The sequence below is a fragment of the Rhizobium lentis genome (assembly GCF_017352135.1).
In the GTDB taxonomy this organism is placed as follows: domain Bacteria; phylum Pseudomonadota; class Alphaproteobacteria; order Rhizobiales; family Rhizobiaceae; genus Rhizobium; species Rhizobium lentis.
Window position 1 is genome coordinate 3,410,581 of the sequence record NZ_CP071454.1, and the last position, 18,825, is coordinate 3,429,405.

Genomic DNA, 18,825 nt, shown 5'->3' on the forward strand with positions numbered 1-18,825 from the left:
CTGTGTGAGAGGGGAAGTTAGCCTCAGTCGCGATTCACCTTCCGCTATTGTTCTTGTCGTCTTACGTCATAATTGGAAATATTGTTCTGCTGGCCAAGCGGTGGCTCAGAAGGAGAACCAAGAATACCTGATGCCACGGGATGGAATCAGTTGGTGACCTCTGCAAGTTATTTTGAAGTCATAGCGGCGGGCGCTGCTCAATGCTTTCCGCAAGCTGCGGTGTTGAGATAGCTAGGAAAGACCCGAGAAAGTCACCGGTTTGCAGAAAATAGAGCAGCAATCTAAGCGCGGTCGCCGATCATCGAAATCAGTTGAGCCTTGGGCGCGGCAATCGAAGCTTCAGCGCCGACTGCCTTGCCGTCTTCCATCGTCACCCGGCCCTCGGCAAACAACCGCAGCGCCTGCGGATAGATCTGGTGTTCGACGGTCAACACGCGCGCCGCGAGGCTCTCGGCCGTGTCGCCCGAGAGAACCGGGACGGCCGCCTGGCCGATCGTCGGGCCCTCGTCCATGGCTTCGGTGACGAAATGCACGGTGCAGCCGGCGATCCGCATGCCGGCGTCGATGGCGCGCTGATGCGTGTGCAGGCCGGGGAACAACGGCAACAGGGAAGGGTGGATATTGAGCATCCGGCCTTCGTAACGCTGGATGAAGGTTGCCGTCAGCAGCCGCATGTAGCCGGCCAGGCAAAGGATATCGGGGGAGAGCGTGTCGAGCGCCGAAAAGATCGCCGCCTCATGTGCTTCCTTGCTGGCATAGTCCTTGCGGGGGAACGCGAAGGTGGCAATGCCTTCGGCAGCAGCCCTGGCAAGCCCGCCGGCCTCCGCCTTGTCGGAGATCACACCGACGACCTCGGCCGGATAATCGGCGGCCTTGGCCGCCGCAACCAGCGCCATCATGTTAGAGCCGCCACCCGATATGAAGACGACGACGCGTTTGCGCGGCATGGTCATAGGGCAAGCGTACCCTTGTAGACCGTGCCGGCGGCGCCTTCGTCGCGGGCGATCATGCGGCCGAGCGTCACGACGTTTTCACCTTCGGTTTCGAGCACCTGCGATACGGCGGCGACGTTCTCTTCAGCGACGACGACGATCATGCCGATGCCGCAGTTGAAGGTGCGCAGCATCTCTTTGGCCTCGACGCCACCCGTCCTGGCGAGCCACGAGAAGACGGATGGCACCTTGACGGCGGCAAGATCGATCTCGGCGGCCAGCTGCTTGGGCAGCACGCGCGGAATATTCTCCGGGAAGCCGCCGCCGGTGATATGGGCGAGCGCCTTCAGCGCCCCTGTGTCGCGGATCGCCTTCAGCAGCGGCTTCACATAGATGCGGGTCGGCTCGAGCAGCGCTTCGCCGAGCTTCCTGCCTTCGGCAAACGGCGCCGGCGCATCCCACCCGAGGCCGGACAGTTCGACGATCTTGCGCACCAGCGAGAAGCCGTTGGAATGGACGCCGGAAGAGGCGAGGCCGAGGATCACGTCGCCTTCGGCAATATCGCCTGATGGCAGCAGCTTGCCACGTTCGGCAGCACCCACGGCAAAGCCGGCGAGATCGTAATCGCCGGAGGAATACATGCCCGGCATCTCGGCCGTCTCGCCGCCGATCAGCGCGCAGCCGGCTTCGCGGCAGCCCGCCGCAATGCCGCCGACGATGGCCGCACCCTGGTCGGGGTCGAGCTTGCCGGTCGCGAAATAATCGAGGAAGAACAGCGGTTCGGCGCCCTGGACCACGAGGTCGTTGACGCACATGGCGACGAGGTCGATGCCGACGGTGTCATGGTAGTCCGCGTCGATCGCGATCTTCAGCTTGGTACCGACGCCGTCATTGGCGGCGACGAGAACCGGATCGGTAAAACCTGCGGCCTTGAGATCGAAGAGCCCGCCGAAGCCGCCGATCTCGCCGTCGGCACCTGGGCGGCGGGTCGAGCGCACCGCCGGCTTGATCTTCTCGACGAGGAGGTTGCCGGCATCGATGTCGACGCCCGCATCGCTGTAGGTCAGGCCGTTTTTCCCAGACTGGCTCATGCTGGTCTCCGATGGCTATTTTCAGGCGGCCAATACCGCGTCATCTGCCGGTCGCAATTGCATGACAGGGGCGTTTATGCAAGCGCTGCATGGGAAAAGCCCCCAATTTCCCGCGTCTTCGACCGGCCTTTCCGGGATTCGGCGCAACAGGGTTGACCATCTTCGCGCCTGCATCCTATGTGCTGAATGGCCGCGTCGGATAAGATGGGGCGTTTGGCGGCGGCGAGCGATCAGCGGGGAAGCGATGCCACAGCATGTCAGCGGCAATAGTCTCAAGCGCCAGATCTTCTTCTGGCTGGCCGTGCTCGTCTTCTTTATCGTCTTTCTTTATATCTTCAGCTCGATCCTGCTACCCTTCGTGGCCGGCATGGCGATCGCCTATTTCCTCGATCCGGTGGCAGACAGGCTGCAGCGGCTCGGCCTGAGCCGCATGATGGCGACGATCGTCATTCTCATCGCCTTCGTCGTCGTCTTCACGCTGGCGCTGATGATCCTCATTCCCGTGCTTGTCAGCCAGTTCAACGATTTCGCCGAGCGGCTGCCGGGTTATATCAGCCAGCTGCAGCAGTTCATCGACAATTCGAAGAACTCGCTGCTGCCGGAGTGGGTCAGGAGCCAGGCGGGCACGATCAAGGACAATTTTTCCGGTATCCTTTCCGAAGGCATGGGCTTCCTGACCGGTCTCTTCGCGCAGCTCTGGAATTCCGGCAAGGCGATCGTCGACGTGATATCGCTTCTCGTCGTCACCCCCGTCGTTGCCTTTTATATCCTGCTGGACTGGGATCGCATGGTCTCCAAGGTCGATCAATGGATTCCGCGCGATTATGTCCGCGATGTCCGCCAGATCGCCAGGGAAATCGATCAGGCGATTGCCGGCTTCATCCGCGGCCAGGGCTCGCTCTGCCTGATCCTCGGCATCTACTATGCCGCCGGCCTCTCTCTCGTCGGATTGAATTTCGGCCTGCTGATCGGCCTCTTCGCCGGCATGATCAGTTTCATTCCCTATGTCGGCTCGCTGGTCGGTCTCGTTTTGTCAGTCGGCGTGGCGCTCGTGCAGTTCTGGCCGGATTATCCCTGGATCGGCCTGGTGCTCGCCGTCTTCTTCAGCGGCCAGTTCCTGGAGGGCAACATCCTGCAGCCGAAGCTCGTCGGTTCCAGCGTCGGCCTGCATCCGGTCTGGCTGATGTTTGCACTGTTTGCCTTCGGCGCGCTCTTCGGCTTCGTCGGGCTCCTGGTCGCCGTGCCGGCCGCCGCTGCCGTGGGCGTCCTTGTCCGCTTCGCGCTTTCGCGCTACCTTCAGAGCGATCTTTATTTTGGCGGGTCGTCAGACGGCCGCACCCGGAAGACGAAATCAGTTCCCAATGAATGACGTGAAAAACGCTGATCCGAAGCGCAAGGCCGGAGAGCAGTTGCCGCTGGTCTTTTCGCACGATGCCGCAAGCGGGCGCGACGATCTCCTTATCTCCGAGCGTCTCGCCGCCGCCGTGTCGATCGTCGATGCCTGGCCCGCATGGCCGTCGCCGGTCGTGATCCTGGCCGGCCCGGTCGGCTCGGGAAAGTCGCATCTTGCCCGCATCTGGCGGGAATTGAGCGGCGCCATCAGCATCCATCCCGAAGCGGGGTCGGACGCGGCGGTCGCCGCCGCCGCCGGCCCCGTGCTGTTCGAGGATGCCGATCGCCTCGGCTTCGATGACAATGCGCTCTTCCATGTCATCAACAGCGTACGCGAAAACGGCACCAGCCTGTTGATAACAAGCCGCCTCTGGCCGATATCCTGGCCGGTTTCGCTGCCCGATCTGCGCTCGCGACTGAAAGCTGCGACCGTCGTCGAGATCGGCGAGCCCGACGAGGCGCTGTTGTCGCAGGTGATCGTCAAGCTCTTTGCCGACCGGCAGCTTTATATAGATGACAAACTCGTGCTCTATATCGTCAACCGCATGGAGCGGTCGCTGAACGCCGCCCAGACGATCGTCGAAAGGCTGGACCGGCTGGCCCTGTCGCGGGGCACGAAAATCACCCGGTCTCTTGCCGCCGAGGTATTGAATGAATTGGGAAATTCGGAACCGGCCGATTGACTGTCACAGTTCCGTCGTGAAACTGATATAATTGCCGTCGCGATTGAAAACGGGGTAAGCGGACCATGGACAGCGCAGTCGCAGAACATCAGGAACTCACTCCGGAAACCAACGACAACACCCCGCCGCTGGAAGAGTTGCTGACAAGCCCCGAGCGCTTCATCAACCGCGAATTCTCCTGGCTGCAGTTCAACCGCCGCGTCCTGGAAGAGACTCTGAATACCGAGCATCCGCTGCTCGAGCGCGTCCGCTTCCTGTCGATCTCGGCAGCCAACCTCGACGAATTCTTCATGGTGCGCGTCGCCGGTCTCGAGGGCCAGGTGCGCCAGAACATCGCCATCCGCAGCCCTGACGGCAAGACGCCGGCCGAGCAACTCGACTCGATCCTGCACGAAATCGACCATCTGCAGATGGAGCAGCAGGCCTCGCTCGCCGTGCTGCAGCAGTACCTCGCCAAGGAAGACATCCTGATCGTGCGCCCCGGCGCCTTGAGCGATGCCGACCGCCAGTGGCTGGCCGCCGAATTCGAACAGGCGATCTTCCCGGTGCTGACGCCGCTGTCGATCGATCCGGCCCATCCGTTCCCCTTCATACCCAATCTCGGTTTTTCGATCGGGCTGCAGCTCGTCAGCAAGAATGGCCGCGAGCCGATGACGGCGCTGCTGCGTCTGCCGCCGGCGCTCGACCGCTTCGTCCGTCTGCCGGATGACGCGAACACAATCCGCTACATCACGCTGGAAGACGTCGCCAACATCTTCATACATCGTCTCTATCCGGGCTACGAAGTGCAGGGCTCCGGTACCTTCCGCGTCATTCGCGACAGTGATATCGAAGTCGAGGAAGAGGCCGAGGATCTCGTCCGCTTCTTCGAAACGGCTCTGAAGCGGCGCCGCCGCGGCAAGGTCATCCGCATCGAGACCGACTCGGAAATGCCGGCTTCTCTGCGCCAGTTCGTCGTGCAGGCGCTGAGCATTCCCGACAATCGCGTCGCCGTTCTGCCGGGCCTGCTGGCGCTGAACACGCTGTCGGAGATTGCCAAGGCGCCGCGCGAGGATCTCAGGTTTCAGCCCTACAATGCGCGATTTCCCGAGCGTGTCCGCGAACATGCCGGCGACTGCTTCGCCGCCATCCGCGAGAAGGACATGGTCGTCCATCACCCCTACGAGTCCTTCGATGTGGTGGTCCAGTTTCTTCTCCAGGCTGCGCGCGATCCTGACGTCCTGGCGATAAAGCAGACGCTTTACCGCACCTCCAACGACAGCCCGATCGTTCGCGCACTGGTCGACGCTGCCGAAGCCGGCAAATCGGTAACGGCGCTGGTCGAGCTCAAGGCGCGTTTCGACGAAGAGGCGAATATCCGCTGGGCGCGCGACCTCGAGCGCGCCGGCGTGCAGGTCGTCTTCGGCTTCATCGAGCTCAAGACCCATGCCAAGATGTCGATGGTCGTCCGCCGCGAGGAAGGCAAGCTCAGGACCTATTGCCACTTGGGAACAGGCAACTACCACCCGATCACCGCCAAGATTTATACCGATCTCTCCTACTTCACCTGCAATCCCGTCATCGCTCATGACATGGCGAATATCTTCAACTTCATCACCGGCTACGGCGAGCCGGAAGAAGGAATGCAGATCGCCGTCTCTCCCAATACCTTGCGCCCGCGCATCCTGCGTCACATCGAGGAAGAGATTCAGCATGCCAAGAAGGGCGCGCCGGCCGCGATCTGGATGAAGATGAATGCGCTTGTCGACCCCGACATCATCGACGCGCTCTATCGTGCCAGCCATGCCGGCGTCGAAATCGATCTCGTCGTGCGCGGCATCTGCTGCCTGCGTCCGCAGGTGCCCGGCCTATCCGAAAAGATTCGCGTCAAATCGATCGTCGGACGCTTCCTGGAGCACAGCCGCATCTTCTGCTTCGGCAACGGCCACGGCCTTCCGTCCGACAAGGCGCTGGTTTACATCGGCTCGGCCGACATGATGCCGAGGAACCTCGACCGCCGCGTGGAGACTATGGTTCCCCTGACGAACCCGACGGTTCACGAGCAGGTCTTGTCACAGATTATGCTCGGCAACGTGATTGACAATCAGCAAAGCTACGAGATATTGCCCGACGGTACGTCGCGGCGCATGGAAGTGCGCAGGGGCGAAGAACCGTTCAATGCGCAGCAGTATTTCATGACGAATCCGAGCCTTTCAGGCCGTGGTGAAGCCCTGAAGTCCAGTGCGCCGAAGCTGATCGCCGGTCTGCTCGAAGGCCGCAACAACAAGTAAAACTGGACCTAAATGGTTGAATCTGAAGCCCAGGGGCGCCTTCCGGGGATCGCCCCGGTCTCCGTCGTCGACATTGGATCGAATTCAATTCGTCTGGTCGTCTACGAAGGCTTGTCCCGTTCGCCCACGATCCTCTTCAACGAAAAGGTCCTCTGCGGCCTCGGCAAGGGCATAGCCCTGACCGGCAAGATGGATGAGGAAAGCGTAGCGCGGGCGCTTCAGGCCCTTCACCGCTTCAAGGCTCTTTCCGATCAGGCCCGGGCCGCCACCATGTACGTGCTGGCGACCGCCGCCGCGCGCGAGGCGAGCAACGGTCCCGATTTCATCCATCAGGCGGAGACGATCCTGCAGCGGCATGTCCGCGTGCTGTCCGGCGAGGAGGAAGCGAAATTCGCCTCACTCGGCATCATCAGCGGCTTCTTCAATCCAGATGGCATTGCCGGCGACCTCGGCGGCGGCTCTCTTGAACTGATCGACATCAAGGGCAAGGACGTCAGCAACGGCATCACATTGCCGCTCGGCGGCCTGCGTCTCTCTGAATATGCCGGCGGTTCCCTCTCCAAGGCGCGAACCTTCGCCCGCAAGCAGGTGAAAACGGCCAAGCTGTTGTCGAAAGGCGAGGGGCGGACCTTCTATGCCGTCGGCGGCACCTGGCGAAATATCGCCAAGCTGCATATGGAGATGACGCATTATCCGCTGCACATGATGCAGGGTTACGAGGTGTCGCTGGAAGCGATGATGCTGTTCCTCGACCAAGTGGCGACCGCGCGTGATTCCAAGGAGCCGGCGCTGCAGGCAGTTTCCAAGCATCGTCGTTCGCTGCTGCCATTCGGCGCCATCGCCATGAAGGAAGTGCTGAGCGCCATGAAGCCCTCGGTAATCTCCTTCTCCGCGCAGGGTGTGCGCGAAGGCTATCTCTATTCGCTGCTTTCCGAATCGGAGCGCCGATCCGATCCGCTGCTGGCCGCCGCCGGCGAGCTTGCCATCCTGCGCGCGCGTTCCCCGGAACATGCCCGCGAGCTGGCTGAATGGACCGGCCGGATGATGCCCTTGTTCGGCATTCAGGAAACCGAAGAGGAAAGCCGCTATCGCCAGGCCGCCTGTCTGCTCGCCGATATCAGCTGGCGCGCCCATCCTGATTATCGCGGCCTGCAGGCGCTTAACGTCATTGCCCACTCGTCCTTCGTCGGCATCAGCCATCCCGGCCGCGCCTTCATCGCGCTCACCAATTATTATCGTTTCGAGGGCCTGCACGACGACGGCGCCACCGGTCCGCTGGCGCAGATCGCCACACCCCAGTTCGTCGACCGCGCTAAGCTGCTGGGCGGCATGCTGCGTGTCGTCTACCTCTTCTCGGCCTCGATGCCCGGCATCGTCAAGAACCTCACCTTCCGCAGATCGTCGAACCCGGACCTCGACCTCGAATTCGTCGTGCCCCCCGAATATCGCGATTTCGCCGGCGAACGCCTGGACGGCCGCCTGCAGCAGCTGTCGCGGCTGACGAACAAGCGTCTGGCGTTCCGGTTCGAGTAGGCGCGCACTGTTTCCCTTCTCCCCAGCGGGGAGAATGTGCCCGCAGGGCGGATGAGGGGGCCACACGCCATGCCCTTTATTGCCCTTCGCTAGCGCTCCGTGCATTCGCTTCTATCGTCGCTCACCGCCTCATCGCCTCGCTATCGCTCCGGCACTTCTCCCCGCTGGGGAGAAGGGACTCGCGGCAATCTCACGCTCCCTTTCACCCTTGTCAGATCATCCGGTATTTGCTGCGCTGTCCCGGTACGCTGAAACGGCAATCCCATAGAAAAAGGGCGGCGCTTATGCACCGCCCTCCATCTTTACATCAAACCCAGCTTACTTCGCGTTCAAGAACTCGCCAACCTCGAGCAGGCTGAACTCGTTGTTGTCGGCCTTGTCGACGGCGCGGCCGGCCGAGAAGGGCAGGTTGTTGTCGTTGCCGATGACGATGTGCGTGGCGTCGACGAGGTCGACGTTTTCGATCGTTACGAACGGCATGTCGTAGACGCCGTCCTTGCTGCCGGCCTTCTTCTTGTTATCGGGATCCTGGATGTTCAACAGGTCGATATAGCCGATCTTGCGGACGGCCTTGCCGACATTGGCGTCGTTGAATTCGATCTTGTAGACGCGCTTCAGCACGGCCGGCGTTTCGAAGCAGTCCGGCTTCGGCTGCTTCGGGTCGGCGCAGGCCTTGTCGCTGGTGCCGGCGCCGCTGTCGCGCTCGATGACGAGGGCGGTGGTGTCGTCGAGCATGTTGAAGTCGCCGATCGCCACGCCTTTGTCCTCGAGGGGATAAAGCCAGCTGCGTCCGGTCCATTTCTTCGCGGCGGCGTCGAATTCGATGACGCGGATAGCTGTATGACCGTCGACCGTTTCCATCTTCCCGTCATCCCCGTAGATGGCGCCTTCGAGCAGGCCGTAGAGCTTGGAGCCGTCCCTCGAAATGGCGAGCCCTTCGAAGCCGCCGGAGCGCTTCAGGTTGAAGACCGGCATCTTCGTGGCCGGATTGCCCGGCAGCTGGATCAGCGGATTGTCGGGCGAAAGCACCGGCTTGCCGTCGAGCGTCGTCGGGATGACGTCGGTGAGGCGGCCTTCGGAGTCGACCTTCAGGATATAGGGACCGAATTCGTCGCCGAGCCAGAAGCCGTCGGCGACCGGCTGGATCGATTCGATGTCGAAATCGGCGCCGGTGAGGTAGCGGGTCTCGGTGCCTTCCAGCACGATCGGGAACGGCGCGATCTTGTTGGGATCGGAGAGGAAGAGGTTCTTGATGACGTCAGCCTTGCTGCCGGCCCAGTCGAACTTCATCTGGTGCAGGAACAGCATGGAGTCCGAAGAGTTGGCCTTGGAGCCGAAGCCGTTGTCGGAGAGCGTCCAGAAGGTGCCATCGGCCATCGTCTTGATACCCGAGAAGCCCTGGATCGGCTGACCATCGAAGGGAAGCTTCAGCTCCGTGACGCGGGCGCCGTCCTTGCCGGGAACGGTGCCGAGCGCTTCGGTGCGCTTGCGGTCGGGCGTCGTGAACTTGCCGGAATGCTTGAGGAATTCGGGCGCATCGGCCGGCGCCGCAACCATGGTGTTGGCAGGCAGGATCGCCTGGGCGGCGAGCTTGGCCGGGAACTGCTGCTGGTCGGCCGAAACGGGCCCGGCAATCAGGATGAAAAGCGATACGGAAGCAAAAAGGGCGTTCTTCATAATATCCCCGTGGAACAGATGCGAATGGCTTCCGCTTAGCAGGGCTTCCGTGTCAGCGAATTGACGGTTGGGTGAACCTTTGGTGACGGCTGATAAAAGCGTTTGCTCAGCCGTGCAGAACGACGGCGGGCGTGTTAAGTACGGTCACCGCGCGCGAGGAAAGCGCCATGACGCCGAGCGCCTGGCCGCGTCCCTTGACGGCATGGATGCCGAGATCTTCGCAGGAGATGTCGTCGGGAAAGGTCATGCGCCGGGCAAGCTCGGCGGAGATCAGCACCTGCCGGTTCAGGCTGCGGCAGAGCGTCTCTAGCCGGGCGGTCGTGTTCACCGTATCGCCGAAATAGCTGATCTTGTGGTGGTCGACGCCGACTTCCGCGGTGATGATGTCGCCGCCGTGAAGGGCGGCGCGAAGCTTCGGCACTTGTCCGTAATTTTTCCGCCAGCCGGCCGCGTTGGCGTCGATATCGGCAAGGATGTCGAAAATGCAGCGAACGCAGCGCGCATCCTTGATGCCGCGGGCAAGCGGCCAGGTGATGATTGCCGCATCGCCGACATAGTCATTGATCATGCCCTTGTGGCGCCGGACCGGCTCCGCGAAGGTCGCAAACAGCGAGCTCAGCAGCTGCTGTGCCCGAAGGTCGCCATGCTTTTCGGCAAAAGCCGTCGAATCGACGAGATCGATGAACAGGAAGACACGCTCTTCCCTGACCGGATTGCGATAGCGGCTGATGAGCATGCTGACGAATACCTCGCGGCCGAGCAGTTCCCTCACGCGCAGGATGAAGATCAGCGCCAGGCAGACGGCAAGCGCATAGAGGAAGACCTCGAACGGCATGATGACGAGGTCGAGGAGCGAAGACGGCTTCACCATGCCGAGCGACCAGAGCAGCAGGCCGGCGCAGGCAAAGCCGACGCTCATCAGGATTTCGTAGATCACCAGCTCCGTGATGATGAAGACGAAGGTCGGCAGCCTGTGGATGCGTCTGTAGAGCGTGCGAAACAGCAGCTTGCGTTCGAAGGCAAGGATCGGCATGCCGATGAAGAGCGCGAAGATCGCCCCGACGACCGGCGTCTGATTGGAGTAGAACATGAGATCATAGACGACGCCGCTGGCAGCCAGCACGATCGTAATCAAGATCCAGTTCTGCGTCGGAGATATTTCCCGCATGCGGCCTCTTCGCCCTGAGCTTTCCTCCAGTCATTGTTTCAGCTGGGGAAAAAGCGTCAAGCGGATTCGAATTGATGGATGTCGCCCGACGTTTGCAGCGGGAGGATAACGGCATGCATGAAAACAAGGACTAAAATGCGTCGCTTGAATTACGTGATGCGAAGCGCCTTTGCTTTTAGAGGCTGACGGTTTCAACCTTCCGGCCGGCGAAACGCAGGCCGATCTGGCCCTGGATCAACTGCAGCGCCGGCTCGCCGAAAAGGTCGCGTCGCCAGCCGTGCAGGGCAGCGACATCGGCCTTTTCGCCATCGGCGGCGATCCTGTCCAGATCCTCGCTATTGGCGATCACCTTCGGCGCCACGCCATGTTTTTCCGAGATCAGCTTCAGCAGGACCTTCAAGAGTTCGACGGCGGCCGCTGCGCCCTCGGGCGCCTGCGCCTGACGCGGCACATGCGGCATCTCGGCCTTCGGAAGAGCGAGCGCCGCGTTGACCGCTTCGACGACTGCCGTCCCGGCTGCCGAACGCTCCCAGCCCTTGGGAATGGTGCGCAAGCGCCCGAGCGCTTCGGAATCCTTGGGCTGCTGCTGGGCGATCTCATAGATCGCATCGTCCTTCAACACGCGTGACCGCGGCACGTTGCGGGCCCGCGCCTCGCGCTCTCGCCAGGCGGCGACAAATTTCAGGATCGCCAGTTCCTGCGGCTTGCGCAGACGCATCTTCAACCGCTGCCAGGCATCGTCGGGATGCATGTCGTAGGTTTCGCGCGCCTCGAGGATGTCCATTTCCTCGCGGAGCCAGGACGTGCGGCCTTCGCGATCGAGTTCCGCCTTCAGCGACAGGTAGACGTCGCGCAGGTGAGTGACGTCGGCCAGCGCATACTCCAGCTGTTTGTCGGAGAGCGGCCGGCGGCTCCAGTCGGTGAAGCGCGATGACTTGTCGATGTGGACGTTCTTGATGCGGCTGACCAGTTGGTCGTAGGAGACGCTGTCGCCGAAACCGCAGACCATGGCGGCAACCTGCGTATCGAAGATCGGATGCGGAATGAGGTTGCCGCGATTGAAGATGATTTCGATATCCTGGCGCGCCGCATGAAAGACCTTCAGCACCTTCGTGTCGGCCATCAGCGCGAAGAAGGGGGCGAGATCGATGCCCTTCGCCAGCGGGTCGACGAGGACTTCCAGTGTCGGGCTTGCCATCTGGATCAGGCAGAGCTCCGGCCAGAATGTCGTCTCACGCAGGAATTCGGTGTCGATGGTAATGAAGTCGGACTTGGCCAGCTCTTTGCAGGCGGCCGCCAAATCGGCGGTGGTTTCGATCATATCATTTCATTCGCAAGGAAAAGGTCGGTTGAACCTTCCTTCTCCTTTCGCTTCGATATGTCAATACAATAGCATAGGCTTCGCGCATTACTTGAAGAAGAATCGCGTCCAAACTGAGGCCAAGCGAATGCTTCAGCTTACTCTGATATAGCTGGTCATTCCCGTCTTCTGATGTTCGATGATGTGGCAATGCAGCACCCAGTCGCCGGGATTGTCGGCGACGAGGGCCAATTGCACCTTCTCGTCCGGCTGGACGAGATAGGTATCGGACACCAGCGGCATCACCTCCCGCGTCGACGAGGAGATCACCGTGAAACTCATTCCGTGCAGATGGATCGGATGTGCGTGCGGCGTGGTGTTCTCAAGATTGAAGACATAGCTCCTGCCGAGTTTCAGTTCCGCCAGCGGCGCCGTCGGATCTGATGTATCGCCCGGCCACGGCACCTTGTTGATCGCCCAGAAACTGTAGCCGAGCGTGCCGCAGATACTGTCGACGGCGGCATCTTCCGCGGTGGCGCTCAGCACCAGCGGGATTTGTTCGGCTGCGGAAAGATCGGCCTTCGGAACAGGATTTGGGCCAAGAGGCCCTAGATCGCCGATATCGCGCTTCAATGATGGTCCAACCGCACGCAGGCTGGCGATCGTCTTCGGCGCCGTGCCGCGGATGTCTTCCAGCGTCGCGATGGCGCCTTCTCCGTCAGGCATACGCACGGCAAGATCGAGCCGTTGCCCCGGCCCGATCTGCAAAAGGTCGAGAGAAAAGCGCTTCGGCACCGGATTGCCGTCGATCGCAATGACGGTCGCTTCGGCGCCCGTCATCTTCAGCGAGAAGATGCGCGTCACGTCGGTGATGGCAATGCGCAGCCGCACCACCCCGCCTGCCGGCGCGTCATACTGCGGTTCCTGATGCCAGTTGGCGGTGCGCACCGTGCCGTAGGTGCCGCTCTTGGCAGCATCGCGCGGCCGGAAAGGCGCGATGAACTGTCCATCGCCGCCGAGCCGCCAGTCACGCAGGTTCAGGAGCACCTCGGCATCGAACTTGGGATCGGCCGGATCCTCGACGACGAGCATGCCGGTCATGCCGTGTCCCATCTGTGTCAGCGTGTTGCAATGCGGATGATACCAGAAGGTGCCGGCATCGGGCGGCGTGAATGCATAGTCGAAACTGTCGCCGATATAGACATAGGGCTGCGTCACGAAGGGCACGCCATCCATGCGGTTGTCGATGCGAAGCCCGTGCCAGTGGATCGTGGTGGGCTCGTCGAGCTCGTTTTTCAGCCGTGCCGCAAAGGGCCGCCCCTTGGTCATTTTCAGAACCGGCGGCATGCCGTCATGGCCCCAGCTCATGATATCCCGGGTCGGTCCCGCCGCCGTCAGCATGGCCTCGGTCTTGAGCGCCGTCAGCAGCTGTGGCTCGGGTGCCGCCTCGGCAAGCCCGATTTTGCCGCCTATGCCGATGCCGGCACCATAGGCGCCGGCAAGGGCGGAGGCCTTCAGCAGGTTGCGGCGGGTCAGGAGAGGCATGCGGCAGGCTCCGGGTGAAATTGCCGATCCTTTTAAAGTTGAGCTGCATCTTCATCAATATGGGAAGCGCGGCCAAACTGCCGCAGCCTGCGGGTCGCAGCCTCGCCACAAAGGCGTGGCAAACGCCCGGCTGCGCGCACCAAGCCTTGACAAATCGGAGCGTCCATGCGCTTTTCCGCCCGATTTTCTTGTCGGCGCTTGAGGGTCGTTGAACCCTTGCTGCCGTCTTAAGCCACATTCCAGGATTGAGATCATGCATCGCTACCGCAGCCACACATGCGCCGCCCTCCGCAAGACGGATGTCGGCTCGACCGTCCGTATTTCCGGCTGGGTTCATCGCGTTCGCGACCATGGCGGCGTTCTGTTCATCGACCTTCGCGATCATTATGGCATCACCCAGGTCGTCGCCGATCCGGACAGCCCGGCCTTCAAGACGGCCGAGACCGTCCGCGGCGAATGGGTTATCCGCATCGACGGCCTCGTCAAGGCCCGCACCGAAGACACCATCAACAAGACGATGGCGACCGGCGAGATCGAGCTCTACGCCCAGGAGATCGAAGTGCTCTCCGCCGCCAAGGAACTGCCGCTGCCGGTATTCGGCGAGCCGGATTATCCCGAGGACGTTCGCCTCAAGTATCGCTTCCTCGATCTTCGCCGCGAGACCCTGCACAAGAACATCGTCAAGCGCACCCAGGTGATTTCGGCCATGCGCCGTGAAATGGGCGGCGCGGGCTTTACCGAATATACAACGCCGATCCTGACGGCTTCCTCGCCGGAAGGCGCACGCGACTTCCTCGTGCCGAGCCGTATTCACCCCGGTACCTTCTACGCCCTGCCGCAGGCGCCGCAGCAGTACAAGCAGCTGCTGATGGTCGCGGGCTTCGACCGCTACTTCCAGATTGCGCCGTGCTTCCGCGACGAAGACCCGCGCGCCGACCGCCTGCCGGGCGAATTCTACCAGCTTGACCTCGAAATGAGCTTCGTGACCCAGGAAGACGTCTGGAACACCATGGGCCCGCTGATGACCAAGGTGTTCGAGGAGTTTGCCGAGGGCAAGCCGGTTACCAAGGAATGGCCGCGCATCCCCTATGACGAGGCGATCCGCAAGTATGGTTCGGACAAGCCGGACCTGCGCAACCCGATCGTGATGGAGGCGGTGACCGAACATTTCGCCGGCTCCGGCTTCAAGGTCTTCGCCGGCATGATCGCCTCCAACCCGAAGGTTCAGATCTGGGCGATCCCCGCCAAGACCGGCGGCTCGCGCGCCTTCTGCGACCGTATGAACGCATGGGCGCAGAGCCAGGGCCAGCCCGGTCTCGGTTATATCTTCTGGCGCAGCGAAAACGACAAGCTCGAAGGCGCCGGCCCGCTTGCCAAGAACATCGGCGAGGAGCGCACCGACGCGATCCGCACCCAGCTCGGTCTCGGCGATGGTGATGCCTGCTTCTTCGTCGCCGGCGAGCCGGAAAAGTTCTACAAGTTTGCCGGTGAGGCTCGCACCAAGGCCGGCGAAGAACTCAACCTCGTCGACCGCGACCGCTTCGAACTGTGCTGGATTGTCGACTTCCCCTTCTTCGAATGGAACGAGGAGGAGAAGAAAGTCGATTTCGCCCACAACCCGTTCTCGATGCCGCAAGGCGGTCTTGACGCGCTGCAGAACCAGGATCCGCTGACGATCAAGGCTTTCCAGTATGACGCCGTCTGCAACGGCTTCGAAATCGCCTCTGGTTCGATCCGCAACCAGTCGCCGGAAACCATGGTCGCCGCCTTCGAGAAGGTGGGGCTGAGCCAGCAGGACGTCGAGGATCGTTTCGGCGGGCTCTATCGCGCCTTCCAGTATGGCGCGCCTCCGCATGGCGGCGCGGCCTTCGGCATCGACCGCATCATCATGCTGCTCGTCGGCGCGAAGAACCTGCGTGAAATCTCGCTCTTCCCGATGAACCAGCAGGCCCAGGATCTGCTGATGGGCGCGCCGAGCCCGGCAACGCCGACGCAACTGCGCGAGCTTGCGATCCGGCCGATCCCGCCAGTGAAAAAGGACTGAGTTCGGCTCATTTTCGAACGGAAAAGCCCGGCGATGGTTGTCGCCGGGCTTTTGCTTTCGGTCGCTCACAAAGCCGCGTAGATCGCCTCGCGAAGATCGACCGTGAATTTGCCCCACATGCCTTCGAGTGTGGTGTTCGTCAGCGCAACGACGGTCAGTCCGTTGACTGGATCGATGAACCAGCTATGGCCGTAGACACCGCCCCATTTCAACGTGCCGGCCGGGAAGGGGACGCCTGCCGCGACCGGATCGGTGATTACAGACCAGCCGAAGCCGAAGCCGGAGCCGGGTTCGTATTGCTGGCGGTGGCCCCCGGCTTGGTCCGTTGTCATCATCTTTATGGTTTCGCTCGAGAGCAGCGGTGCGCCGCCCTTGCGGATGGTTTCGAGTACGGCGAGCACGTCGCTGGCCGTTCCCGCCATGCCGGCGCCGCCCGAATGATAGGAGGCAGGGTTGAAGATGCGGTTTGGCGCGAAGCGGATAGGCCCCATCAGCGACATCACCACCGCATTCTCGCCCATCAGCGCCGGTTCAGGTGACGCATCCATATAGGCGGCCGCGAGCCGGCTGCGGTCGCGAACCGAAAATGCGGTATCGACAAGCCCAAGTGGCCTCGTCACCAGTTCGGCAACTGCGTCGCCCAGCGGCATGCCGGTTTCCGCCTCGATGACGCCGCCGATAACATCCATGGCCACGGAATATTGCCAGTCGCTGCCGGGGGCAAAGCGCAGCGGCGCGCTTGCGATCCGCCGCAGGTTCTCGGCAAGGGGCAGTCCCGGTTGGTCGAGGCCATCGGAAACGCCGGCGGTGATATAGGATCCGCCATCCTCTTCGGAGAAGCTGTAGCCGAGACCGGACGTGTGGGTCAGCAGGTGGCGAATGCGAATGGTGGCTTCGCCGCCGTCGGGCAGCCTCGGACGGAAGTCCGGCAGCCATTTCGCAACCGTGTCGTCGAGTCCGATCCTTCCCTGCTCGACGAGACGCATTGCGGCGATAGTGACGATCGGCTTGGTGATGGAGGCGAGCCTGAAGATAGCATCCTCGCGCATCGCCAGACGGCTTTCGCGATCGGCAAAGCCTGCGGCGCGGCGGTGGGCAATCTCTCCGTCGCGGGCGACGAGGACCACCGTTCCCACAAGCCGCTTATCGTCGAGCGCGCTTGTGATTGCGGCGTCAACCGCCGTGGCAAGGGATGAATGCCTGCTGGCGGTTGCCTTTTCGAGGGGGAGACTCATCGGATCACACCTCCTATAATCACAATGACCGTTCCTGAATATAGCAGGATGCCCGGAATTTCTAGAGTGATCGTTGTGAAAAATAGTGACGACGTGAAAAATCCTCCCGCCCGTCGCAGAGGCCGCCCACCGGCTTTCGATCGTGAGGCCGTTCTGGCAGCCGCCCGAGAGACCTTCTGGGCGCATGGATATGAAGGGGCCTCGATCGCCGATCTCACCGCCGCCATGGGGATCACGCCGCAAAGCCTTTATGCCGCCTTCAACTCGAAGGCCGATCTCTATCGCGAGGCGCTGCAGCAATACCGGACGCTGGGCGCGAACACTTTCTCTGCGCTCGCGGAGCCGATCGACACCCTTTCCGCCTTCGAGCGCATATTGCGGGGTTCGGCCGCGATCTTCTCGGCGCCGGGGCATCCGAAAGGCTGCATGATCTCAACGGCGGTGCTGAACTGCGCCAGCGAAAATGACGCCATTGCCGATCATGTCGCGGCTCTGCGCCGCCAGTCGCTGGATGCCTTTGCAGCGAGGATCGAGCGTGGCATTCGCGAGGGCGATATCAGGCCCGAGACCAACGCACGCGCGCTGGCGCGGTTCCTTGGCGCTATCGTGCAAGGGATGTCGGTGCAGGCGAGGGACGGGGCATCCCTTGAGGAGTTACTCGACATCGCAGCTCTTGCGACCGCCGAAGTCGCCCGCCACCGCGCCTGAAAAAAGGCCCGGCCTACGCTGCCGGGCCTTTCATGGCGAGATCAGGCGATCAGTCGTTGGCCGAAACCTTGACGCCGAGCACCTGCGGCAGCGTGTTCGGAGCGCCCATGGCGGCACCCACGATCGTCGGGAACGGCACCGGCTTTTCGGGAGCGGCCTTGACCGTCAGGCTTTTCGGGTCGTCGAGGAAGGTATTGACGGCGGCCGAAACGGAGTTCTGCAGTTCCGGGATATTGAGCTGCGCCAGCATGATCGGCGTCATCGCCTTCAGCGAATCCGCCATCTGCTTGCCAGACATGTTCTGCTGCGAACCGGCATAATCGAGCGCGCGCTTGGTGATCGACGCATCTTCGAAGCGCACCTGCGCACCCTCGAAGGAGAGCTGCTGCATCAGGCCGAGCATGGCAAGGCCGAGCGCCTGCTGCGCCTGTTCCTTGTTCGGATTCGCCTCGGATTCCTTCATCGCGTCCTGCATCGACTTCATGAAGGCCATCGTATAGCCGGAAATCTTGAAACCGAGATTGAGCTTGCCGATATTGGTGAAGTCGAAGGCGATCTCCGAAACGTCGAACGTACCGGGCCTGAGTTCCCAGGCCCCCTTCATGGTGATGTCACCCTGGACGTGCTGTAGCGCAAGCTTCTCGATCGCATCCTTGCTCTTCGGATCGTCGGCCTTGGTGAGGTCGGCCTTCATGCTCTTGAAGGCGCCGTCGAAATCGAAGCCGGATTCGTCCTCGCGCAGCGTCAGGTTCATGTTGCTTTCGAGCACGGAGAACACTTCCGCGCCGTCCTTGACGACTTTCAGCGGGCCGCTATGGGCGCTTTCATAAAGCATCATCGTATCGAGGGTGTCGCCGCCCGGTGTTGCAGGGACGGAAATGCCGCCGAGCGTCAGCTCCTGTGCGGTCATGGTGACGCCGTCTTTCGTCGTGTTGATGTCGGGAAAGGCGGCTTCTTCGATGTAATAGCCGCCTTCCTCGTCTTCTTCCACACCGGAAAGCGTGACTTCGCCAATGGCGAGGCTTTCGCCGCCGGTCGGTTTGATGCTGACGTTCTTCAAAGTCACGGTGGTGCCGTCGATATCGACGCCGTCAGCCGAAATCGTTCCGCCCTGCGCGGCATAGGCGGCATTGAGCTTCTTCAAGAGGTCATTGCCGTCGAGAGCGAAAGCTGAGCCGGCGAGCGAGAAAAAGGCTGCGCTCGACAGCATGAGCCGCGTTGTCCGGTAAAAGTTCATGGGTGTTTCC

General features: G+C 61.8%; 14 protein-coding genes. 6 read left to right on the forward strand and 8 right to left on the reverse strand.

Annotation, left to right across the window (positions count from 1 at the left end):
• Positions 1-281: 281 nt before the first annotated feature.
• Together purN and purM are read right to left on the reverse strand one after the other, a co-directional pair.
• Positions 282-953, reverse strand: a complete 672-nt coding sequence (purN, locus tag J0663_RS16370) for a phosphoribosylglycinamide formyltransferase (RefSeq protein WP_207241346.1) — start codon at positions 951-953, stop codon at positions 282-284.
• The gene (gene purM / locus J0663_RS16375; RefSeq protein ID WP_207241347.1) at positions 950-2,023 is read right to left on the reverse strand and encodes a phosphoribosylformylglycinamidine cyclo-ligase; all 1,074 of its coding nucleotides are present in this window, start codon (positions 2,021-2,023) and stop codon (positions 950-952) included. The genes purN and purM overlap by 4 nt, the downstream gene beginning before the upstream one ends.
• A gap of 244 nt (positions 2,024-2,267) precedes the next feature.
• Between purM and J0663_RS16380 the strand changes: the two genes are divergently transcribed.
• The 4 genes from J0663_RS16380 to ppx all read left to right on the forward strand — a co-directional run bounded on the left by J0663_RS16380 (position 2,268) and on the right by ppx (position 7,901).
• Positions 2,268-3,392, forward strand: a complete 1,125-nt coding sequence (locus J0663_RS16380) for an AI-2E family transporter (RefSeq protein ID WP_207241348.1) — start codon at positions 2,268-2,270, stop codon at positions 3,390-3,392.
• Positions 3,385-4,098 (forward strand): DnaA regulatory inactivator HdaA, encoded by a 714-nt coding sequence (gene hdaA / locus J0663_RS16385; protein ID WP_207241349.1) that lies wholly within the window; start codon positions 3,385-3,387, stop codon positions 4,096-4,098. The genes J0663_RS16380 and hdaA overlap by 8 nt, the downstream gene beginning before the upstream one ends.
• Before the next feature lie 65 nt (positions 4,099-4,163).
• Positions 4,164-6,368 carry an RNA degradosome polyphosphate kinase gene (locus J0663_RS16390; RefSeq protein ID WP_207241350.1) on the forward strand — a complete coding sequence of 735 codons (2,205 nt, stop codon included), beginning with the start codon at positions 4,164-4,166 and terminating at the stop codon, positions 6,366-6,368.
• Positions 6,369-6,380: 12 nt separating this feature from the next.
• Positions 6,381-7,901, forward strand: a complete 1,521-nt coding sequence (ppx, locus tag J0663_RS16395) for an exopolyphosphatase (RefSeq protein WP_207241351.1) — start codon at positions 6,381-6,383, stop codon at positions 7,899-7,901.
• Between the two features lie 318 nt (positions 7,902-8,219).
• Here ppx and J0663_RS16400 read toward each other — a convergent pair whose 3' ends face one another.
• The 4 genes from J0663_RS16400 to J0663_RS16415 form a co-directional block, all read right to left on the reverse strand.
• Positions 8,220-9,578, reverse strand: a complete 1,359-nt coding sequence (locus J0663_RS16400) for an esterase-like activity of phytase family protein (protein WP_207241352.1) — start codon at positions 9,576-9,578, stop codon at positions 8,220-8,222.
• Between the two features lie 106 nt (positions 9,579-9,684).
• Entirely contained in the window at positions 9,685-10,746 is a 1,062-nt protein-coding gene (locus J0663_RS16405; protein WP_207241353.1) for an adenylate/guanylate cyclase domain-containing protein, read from the reverse strand.
• A gap of 175 nt (positions 10,747-10,921) precedes the next feature.
• Positions 10,922-12,067: a ribonuclease D gene (gene rnd, locus J0663_RS16410; RefSeq protein WP_207241354.1), complete on the reverse strand. Its 1,146-nt coding sequence runs from the start codon at positions 12,065-12,067 to the stop codon at positions 10,922-10,924.
• A 132-nt stretch (positions 12,068-12,199) separates the two neighbouring features.
• Positions 12,200-13,591, reverse strand: coding sequence for a multicopper oxidase family protein (locus J0663_RS16415; RefSeq protein ID WP_207241355.1), 1,392 nt, complete (start codon positions 13,589-13,591; stop codon positions 12,200-12,202).
• Between the two features lie 253 nt (positions 13,592-13,844).
• Between J0663_RS16415 and aspS the strand changes: the two genes are divergently transcribed.
• Positions 13,845-15,635 carry an aspartate--tRNA ligase gene (gene aspS / locus J0663_RS16420; RefSeq protein ID WP_207241356.1) on the forward strand — a complete coding sequence of 597 codons (1,791 nt, stop codon included), beginning with the start codon at positions 13,845-13,847 and terminating at the stop codon, positions 15,633-15,635.
• Positions 15,636-15,700: 65 nt separating this feature from the next.
• On the opposite strand, the gene J0663_RS16425 is transcribed toward aspS, so the two are convergent.
• The gene (locus tag J0663_RS16425; protein ID WP_207241357.1) at positions 15,701-16,870 is read right to left on the reverse strand and encodes a serine hydrolase domain-containing protein; all 1,170 of its coding nucleotides are present in this window, start codon (positions 16,868-16,870) and stop codon (positions 15,701-15,703) included.
• A gap of 66 nt (positions 16,871-16,936) precedes the next feature.
• Here J0663_RS16425 and J0663_RS16430 point away from each other — a divergent pair, with 66 nt between their 5' ends.
• The gene (locus J0663_RS16430; protein WP_207241358.1) at positions 16,937-17,578 is read left to right on the forward strand and encodes a TetR/AcrR family transcriptional regulator; all 642 of its coding nucleotides are present in this window, start codon (positions 16,937-16,939) and stop codon (positions 17,576-17,578) included.
• 49 nt (positions 17,579-17,627) lie between these two features.
• Here the strand turns inward: J0663_RS16430 and J0663_RS16435 are convergent, their stop codons facing one another.
• Positions 17,628-18,815, reverse strand: coding sequence for a YdgA family protein (locus J0663_RS16435; protein WP_207241359.1), 1,188 nt, complete (start codon positions 18,813-18,815; stop codon positions 17,628-17,630).
• Positions 18,816-18,825: the final 10 nt, after the last annotated feature.

Bases quoted from the DNA above. Each gene is read 5' to 3' on its own strand.
- purN (WP_207241346.1), bottom strand. From the start codon at position 953: ATGACCATGCCGCGCAAACGCGTCGTCGTCTTCATATCGGGTGGCGGC.
- purM (WP_207241347.1), bottom strand. From the start codon at position 2,023: ATGAGCCAGTCTGGGAAAAACGGCCTGACCTACAGCGATGCGGGCGTC.
- J0663_RS16380 (WP_207241348.1), top strand. From the start codon at position 2,268: ATGCCACAGCATGTCAGCGGCAATAGTCTCAAGCGCCAGATCTTCTTC.
- hdaA (WP_207241349.1), top strand. From the start codon at position 3,385: ATGAATGACGTGAAAAACGCTGATCCGAAGCGCAAGGCCGGAGAGCAG.
- J0663_RS16390 (WP_207241350.1), top strand. From the start codon at position 4,164: ATGGACAGCGCAGTCGCAGAACATCAGGAACTCACTCCGGAAACCAAC.
- ppx (WP_207241351.1), top strand. From the start codon at position 6,381: ATGGTTGAATCTGAAGCCCAGGGGCGCCTTCCGGGGATCGCCCCGGTC.
- J0663_RS16400 (WP_207241352.1), bottom strand. From the start codon at position 9,578: ATGAAGAACGCCCTTTTTGCTTCCGTATCGCTTTTCATCCTGATTGCC.
- J0663_RS16405 (WP_207241353.1), bottom strand. From the start codon at position 10,746: ATGCGGGAAATATCTCCGACGCAGAACTGGATCTTGATTACGATCGTG.
- rnd (WP_207241354.1), bottom strand. From the start codon at position 12,067: ATGATCGAAACCACCGCCGATTTGGCGGCCGCCTGCAAAGAGCTGGCC.
- J0663_RS16415 (WP_207241355.1), bottom strand. From the start codon at position 13,591: ATGCCTCTCCTGACCCGCCGCAACCTGCTGAAGGCCTCCGCCCTTGCC.
- aspS (WP_207241356.1), top strand. From the start codon at position 13,845: ATGCATCGCTACCGCAGCCACACATGCGCCGCCCTCCGCAAGACGGAT.
- J0663_RS16425 (WP_207241357.1), bottom strand. From the start codon at position 16,870: ATGAGTCTCCCCCTCGAAAAGGCAACCGCCAGCAGGCATTCATCCCTT.
- J0663_RS16435 (WP_207241359.1), bottom strand. From the start codon at position 18,815: ATGAACTTTTACCGGACAACGCGGCTCATGCTGTCGAGCGCAGCCTTT.